This is a genomic window from Janthinobacterium sp. BJB426, assembly GCF_002735705.1.
In the GTDB taxonomy this organism is placed as follows: domain Bacteria; phylum Pseudomonadota; class Gammaproteobacteria; order Burkholderiales; family Burkholderiaceae_D; genus Janthinobacterium.
Genome location: NZ_PDZL01000020.1, coordinates 83,769 through 90,961, shown reverse-complemented (window position 1 = coordinate 90,961; position 7,193 = coordinate 83,769). Strand labels below are relative to the sequence as shown.

At 61.0% G+C, this 7,193-nt stretch carries 7 protein-coding genes; 5 read left to right on the top strand and 2 right to left on the bottom strand.

What is annotated here, in order from left to right:
* The 5 genes from CSQ93_RS24205 to CSQ93_RS24185 all read left to right on the top strand — a co-directional run.
* A partial coding sequence (locus CSQ93_RS24205) for a carbohydrate porin (RefSeq protein WP_199534495.1) occupies positions 1-251 on the top strand: 251 nt, incomplete at its 5' end.
* 245 nt (positions 252-496) lie between these two features.
* Complete coding sequence (locus CSQ93_RS24200; protein WP_099380231.1) at positions 497-1,750, top strand: ABC transporter substrate-binding protein; 1,254 nt, start codon at positions 497-499, stop codon at positions 1,748-1,750.
* A 115-nt stretch (positions 1,751-1,865) separates the two neighbouring features.
* The gene (locus tag CSQ93_RS24195) at positions 1,866-2,750 is read left to right on the top strand and encodes a carbohydrate ABC transporter permease (RefSeq protein ID WP_034777935.1); all 885 of its coding nucleotides are present in this window, start codon (positions 1,866-1,868) and stop codon (positions 2,748-2,750) included.
* Complete coding sequence (locus CSQ93_RS24190) at positions 2,747-3,616, top strand: carbohydrate ABC transporter permease (protein ID WP_034777933.1); 870 nt, start codon at positions 2,747-2,749, stop codon at positions 3,614-3,616. The genes CSQ93_RS24195 and CSQ93_RS24190 overlap by 4 nt, the downstream gene beginning before the upstream one ends.
* A gap of 9 nt (positions 3,617-3,625) precedes the next feature.
* Entirely contained in the window at positions 3,626-4,735 is a 1,110-nt protein-coding gene (locus CSQ93_RS24185; RefSeq protein ID WP_099380230.1) for an ABC transporter ATP-binding protein, read from the top strand.
* Positions 4,736-4,812: 77 nt separating this feature from the next.
* On the opposite strand, the gene CSQ93_RS24180 is transcribed toward CSQ93_RS24185, so the two are convergent.
* Together CSQ93_RS24180 and CSQ93_RS24175 are read right to left on the bottom strand one after the other, a co-directional pair.
* Entirely contained in the window at positions 4,813-5,847 is a 1,035-nt protein-coding gene (locus tag CSQ93_RS24180) for a ParB/Srx family N-terminal domain-containing protein (protein WP_099380229.1), read from the bottom strand.
* A gap of 25 nt (positions 5,848-5,872) precedes the next feature.
* Positions 5,873-7,090: a hypothetical protein gene (locus tag CSQ93_RS24175; protein WP_199534494.1), complete on the bottom strand. Its 1,218-nt coding sequence runs from the start codon at positions 7,088-7,090 to the stop codon at positions 5,873-5,875.
* Between the last annotated feature and the right edge of the window lie 103 nt (positions 7,091-7,193).

Here is a 7,193-nt window from a genome sequence, read left to right as displayed (position 1 = left end):
AACTGGGCACGGACCGCGTGACGCAAGCGGGCGGCCTGCCGGCCAAGCGCTTGACCAAGCTGACCATCGCCCCGACGATCTCGGCCGGCCCTGGCCTGTGGTCGCGTCCTGAACTGCGCGCTTTCGTCACCTACGGCAAATGGAACGATGCGGCTACCGCTTCGGTCAATGCGTCGAACAACGGCGGCCCGATCTACAACAACAATACCAGCGGCACCTCGTATGGTTTCCAGGTGGAAACTTGGTTCTAAGTTTGCAGGCGTTGTAAGTCTAGATCAACCTGGCGCATCCTTCGCGGATGCGTTTTTGGCGCCGTCCCGTGATATAAAGGCAATGTAGTCATGTCATGGATCACGGCGCCGTCTTTTCACTGAAGATGATGCCCGTTTGCAAGCGGGTCTGAGCACAAGAGCGCCGGTACAGGCGCAGATTTCACCTTTTTCGGCCCCCGTATGCCGAAGCCCCCTAAAAGCTTGATCAAAAAAGGAATGTGGAGATGAAACTGAAATTCAAGATTACCCAACTGGCCGCGTTGACCACCCTGGCATTTGCCGGCAGCGCCTTTGCGACCGACGTGGAAGTGTTGCACTACTGGACCTCCGGCGGCGAAGCGAAGTCCGTGGGCCAGTTGCAGCAAATCGTGAAGGAAAGCGGCTTCGGCTGGAAAGACTTCGCCGTGGCTGGCGGCGCTGGCGAAAACGCCGCGACCGCGCTGAAAACCCGCGTCATTTCCGGCAACCCGCCAACGGCCGCCCAGCTCAAGGGTCCATCGATTCAGGAATGGGGTGCAGAAGGCGTGCTGGCCAATATCGATGATGCCGCCATTCCAGGCAAATGGGATGCCGTGCTGCCGAAAGTCGTCGCCGACATCATGAAATACAAGGGCCATTACGTTGCCGCTCCCGTCAACGTCCACCGCGTCAACTGGATGTGGGTCAATCCTGAAGTGCTGAAAAAAGTCGGCGTGGCCACCACCCCGACCACCTGGGATGCGTTCTTTGACGCGGCCGAGAAAATCAAGAAATCGGGCGGCATCGCGATCGCCCACGGCGGCCAGCCTTGGCAGGACGCCACCGTGTTTGAATCCGTCGCGCTGGGCGTGGGCGGCACGGAGTTCTACAAGAAAGCCATCCTCAAGCTGGACCAGAAGGAATTGACCGGCCCGACCATGCTCAAGGTGTTCGACACCCTGGGCAAGGTGAAGACCTACATCGACAAGGATGCGGCAGGCCGCGACTGGAACCTGGCGACCGCCATGGTCATCAACAACAAGGCCGGCTTCCAGTTCATGGGTGACTGGGCGAAGGGCGAGTTCACGGCTGCCGGCAAGGTGCCGGGCAAGGACTACCTGTGCGTGGCAGCGCCTGGGACGGACAAGGCCTATACCTTCAACATCGATTCGTTTGCCATGTTCACGCAAAAGGATGCGAATGCGAAGAAAGGGCAGATCGCCCTGGCCAACGCCATCATGAATCCGAAGTTCCAGTCGATCTTCAACCTGAACAAGGGTTCCATCCCCGTGCGTTCCGGCGTTTCCAAGGACAAGTTTGACGCTTGCGCCCTGAAATCGATGGAAGACATGGACGCCACCAACAAGACCGGCGGCCTGGTGCCATCGTTCGCCCACGGCATGGCGCTGCCATCGGCCACGCAAGGCGCCGTGACCGACGTCATCGCCAAGTTCATGAACACCAACATGAGCTCGAAAGACGCGGTTGCAGCCTTGGCCAAAGCGGCAAAAGTGAAGTAATCACGACGGCGCCGGCACTCCCGCCGGCGCCCGCTGCATCGCATGCATCGCAGGCGTCCGCCCTGGCGTTCGACCAGGCCGGCGCCACACGCAGTTCTACTTCTACGGCTGTCCTATGTCCATACGCAAGCAATTCGACCGATGGATACCGCAGATGGTGTTGGGCCCCACGCTCATCGCCAGCTTGGTATTCGTCTATGGTTTTATCTTTTTGACCGGTTGGCTGTCGCTGACCGAATCGCGGCTGATGCCGAACTACGAGTTCGCCGGCCTGGTGCAATATTACGAGCTGTTCGACAACGAGCGCTGGTGGACCTCGCTCAAGAACCTCGGCATCTTTGGTGTCCTGTTCATCGGTTGCAGCATCGCCATCGGCCTGTTCCTGGCCATCCTGCTGGACCAGAAAATCCGCGCCGAAGGCGCGCTGCGCGCCATCTACCTGTATCCGATGGCGCTGTCCTTCATCGTCACCGGCACGGCCTGGAAATGGATGCTCAATCCCAGCCTGGGCCTGGAAAAGGTCATGCACGACTGGGGCTGGACCTCGTTTACCTTCGACTGGCTGGTGAACTCAGACATGGCCATCTACACGGTGGTGATCGCCGGCGTGTGGCAGTCGTCCGGCTTTGTCATGGCCCTGTTCCTGGCCGGCCTGCGCGGCATCGATGATGAAATCATCAAGGCGGCGCAAGTTGATGGCGCGTCGCTGCCGACGATCTACTGGCGCATCGTGATTCCCGCCATGCGTCCAGTGTTCTTCAGCGTGCTGCTGATCCTCGCGCATATCGCCATCAAGAGCTTCGACCTGGTCATCGCATTGACGGCTGGCGGCCCTGGCAATTCGTCGTCCGTGCCGGCCATCTTCATGTACCAGTTTTCCTTCACCCGCGGCCAGCTGGGCCTGGGCTCGGCATCGGCAATGATGATGCTGGCCACCATCGTGGCCGTGCTCGTGCCGCTGATGTACCTGGAAACGCGCAGCGCAAAGGCGATGAGATGACACCTACACGCAATAATCGCCTCACCCTCGGACGGGTGGTTGTATACCTGCTGCTGATTCTGTTTGCGGTGTACTACATCGTGCCTCTGTACGTGACCCTGTCGACGTCGTTCAAGTCGCTCGACGAGATCCGCAGCGGCAACCTGCTGGCCTTGCCGCACGTGTGGCAATTCGATTCCTGGTCCAAGGCCTGGTCTTCGGCCTGCACGGGCGTCACCTGCGACGGCATGCAGCCGTTCTTCTGGAACTCGATCAAGATGGTGATTCCCGCCGTGCTGATCTCGACCTTCCTGGGCGCCTTCAACGGCTATGTGTTCGCGCATTGGCGCTTCCGCGGTTCGGAAATCCTGTTTGCCGCCTTGCTGGTGGGCTGCTTCATTCCGTTCCAGGTGGTGATCCTGCCGATGGCGCGCTTGCTGGGCGAATTCGGCCTGGCCAATACCACCACGGGCCTCGTCTTCGTGCACGTGGTGTATGGCACGGCGTTCACGACCCTGTTCTTCCGCAATTACTATATCGGCGTGCCGGAAGAATTGATCAAGGCGGCCCGCATCGACGGCGCCGGCTTCTTCCTGATCTTCCGCAAGATCGTGCTGCCGATTTCGGGTCCGATTTTCGTCGTCTGCATCATCTGGCAATTCACGCAGATATGGAACGACTTCCTGTTCGGTATCGTCTTCGCCAGCGGCGATTCGCAGCCGATCACGGTGGGCTTGAACAACCTGGTCAACACGTCCACGGGCGTGAAGGAATACAACGTCAACATGGCGGCCGCGGTGATTGCCGCGCTGCCGACCCTGCTGGTCTATCTGGTCGCAGGCCGTTATTTTGTGCGCGGTCTGACCGCAGGCGCAGTCAAAGGTTAAGGAAAGAATATGTCCAGTTTATCGATACGCAGCATCCGCAAGGTGTACACGAATGGCGTCGAAGTCCTCAAGGGCATCGACATCGAGATCAAGGATGGCCAGTTCCTGATCCTCGTCGGCGGCTCTGGCTCCGGCAAATCGACCTTGCTCAACATGGTGGCCGGCCTGGAAAGCGTCACCTCGGGCGAAATCCTCATCGATGGCAAGGTCGTCAACGACCTGCCGCCGAAGGACCGCGACATCGCCATGGTGTTCCAGTCGTATGCGCTGTACCCGTCGATGACGGTGCGCGAAAACATCGCGTTCGGTTTGAACGTGAAAAAAGTGCCAAAGGCGGAGCAGGAAGAAATCGTCGCCCGCGTTGCCGAAACCCTGCAGATCACGCACTTGCTGGACCGCCGTCCGGCGCAGCTGTCCGGTGGCCAGCGTCAGCGCGTGGCCATGGGCCGTGCCATTTCGCGCAAGCCGTCGCTGTTCCTGTTCGACGAACCGCTGTCGAACCTGGACGCCAAGCTGCGCGTGGAAATGCGCGCCGAGATCAAGTTGCTGCACCAGCGCCTGAAAGCCACCATCGTCTACGTCACGCATGACCAGATCGAGGCGATGACCATGGGCGATTTGATCGCCGTCATGAAGGATGGGGTAGTGCAGCAACTGGGCACGCCGCAGGAAATCTACGACAATCCGGCCAACCTGTTCGTGGCCGGCTTCATCGGCTCGCCATCGATGAACTTCATCACCGTCAAGCCTGTCATCGAGGGCAACGAGGTGTTTGTCGCCATCGAGAACGCGGGCAAGAGCATGCGCCTGGCCTTGCCGTTCGCCACCGACAAGCTGCGCAGCTATGCGGGCCGCGACGTGATTTTGGGCGTGCGCCCGGAGCAGATCACGGACATGAGCAGCGCGCACGGCGACGTGGGCCAGGAACTCGGTTGCCTGATCGACCTGGTCGAGCCAACCGGCCCGGACACCCTGCTGACGACGCGCTTGAACGGCGCCGCCGTCACCTGCCGCACGCATCCGCGCGAAGCCGTGCTGCCGGGGCAGACGATGCAGCTGTCGTTCAACCTGTCGAAAGCGGCCCTGTTCGATCCGGAGAATGGTGAACGCATCGCGTAAGCGACGCTGCCCATAAAAACGGCCCGCTTGTCGAATGACAGGCGGGCCGTTGTTCGTTGTTGTTGACGCCGCCGCGATTATTTGGCCAGCGATTTCTTATAGGCGATGGCGTAGCCCAGCTTGCCCTTGTCTTCGGTCAGTGCGTCGAATGCTTCGTGGCCGATGTCGCGCAGCGCGCCCAGGTCCGCCGCGCGCTTGTCACCGCTGACGATGTCGGATGCTTGCAGCGTCACCATCGCTTGCGCGGCCAGCAGGATGGCGCTGGCATATGCGACGGGATCAAGCAGGTCGACACGCGCCAGGTCCAGCGTCGGTTTGCGGCGCAGCCAGTCGGCCCAGTAGAATTCGAGAAATTCCGTGGCGTGCTCCGGCGGTTGGTAGCCGATCTCGCGCGTAAAGTAGACGAGCGAGCGGTATGGATCGTCGCCCAGCGATGCGAGGCCGATGGCGGACGGCAGTTGCTGCGGCGTGATGGCCTGGTTGCGGCCATCTCTCAGCCATACCTTGTTTTCCGCGCGCATGCGGACCCAGAAGGCCGCGTCTCCCAGCGCACTGAAATTGTCGCTGACCTTGACCCAGACCTGCAATTGATGATTGCGCCCGCCATCGGCATCCCAGAAGGTGGAAAACGTGTGGTGGCCATCGGTCAGGTACAGCTTGCCCTGCGGGCCGATGACGACGCTTTTCATGTCGTCCGGACGGCTGCCCACGGCCGCCTTGCAGCGGTAGCCGGCTGGTGGCGCGGCCAGGGTGGCGCCGGCCGCATTGGCCGTGCCGGGCAAGACATCGCCCTGGCCATTGGCTTCACACAGGTCGGCAAATTTCTTGGGCTTGGCGATGTCGGCGATGTGCTGTTCTTCCGCCGCATAGCGTCCCAGTTTGTAATACACCTGGTCGTAGCCGATGGCCGGCTGGGTCGGGTGCAGTTCATCGAGGCGTACCTGCAGGATGCGCGGATGGGCGGCGTTGCCCACGACTGTCGCCATCAGCGCCTGCTGGCGCGCGCTGAGCGCCGGTGCCGCTGCGACGGCGGCATCCTTGGCCCACGCCGCATGGCTGAAGGACAGGGCCAGCAGCAGGGCGCTGGCGGCGTGCGTGGTGTGGTGGGGCATGCTTTTCTCCTTTATCGCCAGCGCCTCATTCCAGCAGCGCGCTGGGCACGCGCGGTGAAGACATCAAATCGCGGAAGGCGGCCCAGTGCGCGGTGCGCGAACTGCCCTGGCGTTCGACATAGGCTTTCGCCATGTCCTGGCCCAGGTTGTAATTGATGACATAGGCGCCCATGGCATCGTAGAACTGCAGGCGCTGCGCGGATTTCTCGGCCGGGTACAGGCGTACGTTGACCAGCCATTCCAGCGCTTCTTCGCGGCTCAGGCTGCCTTCGAGGTACTGGCGCGCGATGTCGTTGTCGGCATAGCTCAGCTTTGCCAGCAGCGCATTGAGCTGCGCATAGCGGGGCGCCAGCGCTGGGTCCAGGCCCGCCAGCGGGTACAGCACCTGCTGCTCGAAAGCCAGCCGTTCTTCCTCCGTAAAACTCAGCTCGATGCCGTAATTGGCCGTGCCTTCTGCGATCAAGGATTGCGGTGAATATAGCGGATAGATGCAGTATTCCATCCAGCCCTTGCCGCGCACCAGGTCGCGTTCCAGTAGCACGTTGTAGACGTGGTGGCCCGGATACGCTTCGTGGCAGCCGAGGTCGACCGCGCGATCGATGTACACGGGCAAGTCGATATTGATCTGGATCACGCTTTGGTAGTTGCCCTTGTACCAGTTGTAGCCGCTCCAGGGTTTGTCGGTCACGAATTCCAGCACGAAATCTTCGCCGTCGGGCAGGGCGATGTATTGCAAGGTGCGTTCGCGGCCCGCGCGGATGGCCGCATCCATGACGGCGCGCAGCTTGTCGGCGGGAATGACAAGTTGCGCGCGCAAGGCATTGACCCGGTCGCTGACCGTGCCGTCGCCAGGCAGCAGGGCATCGATCTGCGCCACCAGTTCTGCATAGTACGCGCGGTTGTGATGGGGCGAGACGGCGTCGTACAGGCGCGCGCTTTCCGTATCGAAATCCAGGCGCGATCCCTGCAGCATGTCCGCCTTGGCCAGCACCGCCTGCAACTGCTTGCGCAGGTTGAGGGCGCGCAGGCAGTCGGCGTCGGTCAGCAGGGCCAGCGCCGCGTTTGCACCATCCTTGATGCCGCTCAAACTCAGTTGCTGTTCTACCGCTTCTTGTTGCCATGCGGGCGGGCCGTAATACGCGTCGACATACGAGACATCGTGCTGGCCCATGGCCAGGACCAGTTTGACGTAGCGTTCGGCCACGTTGGTGAGGAGGAGAGAGTGGCTGTCGTGCTGCGTCATGGCGGCATGCTTCCTGGCGGTTGAACTGGTGCTTATTGTATAGCGCATCTGCATGCAGATGCGATGTACACACGCGACATCATTTCCCTATAACAATTAGAAA

Excerpts from the sequence above, each read along its gene's own strand:
- CSQ93_RS24195 (WP_034777935.1), top strand. The coding sequence starts at position 1,866 with ATGTCCATACGCAAGCAATTCGACCGATGGATACCGCAGATGGTGTTG.
- CSQ93_RS24180 (WP_099380229.1), bottom strand. The coding sequence starts at position 5,847 with ATGCCCCACCACACCACGCACGCCGCCAGCGCCCTGCTGCTGGCCCTG.
- CSQ93_RS24185 (WP_099380230.1), top strand. The coding sequence starts at position 3,626 with ATGTCCAGTTTATCGATACGCAGCATCCGCAAGGTGTACACGAATGGC.
- CSQ93_RS24200 (WP_099380231.1), top strand. The coding sequence starts at position 497 with ATGAAACTGAAATTCAAGATTACCCAACTGGCCGCGTTGACCACCCTG.
- CSQ93_RS24190 (WP_034777933.1), top strand. The coding sequence starts at position 2,747 with ATGACACCTACACGCAATAATCGCCTCACCCTCGGACGGGTGGTTGTA.
- CSQ93_RS24175 (WP_199534494.1), bottom strand. The coding sequence starts at position 7,090 with ATGACGCAGCACGACAGCCACTCTCTCCTCCTCACCAACGTGGCCGAA.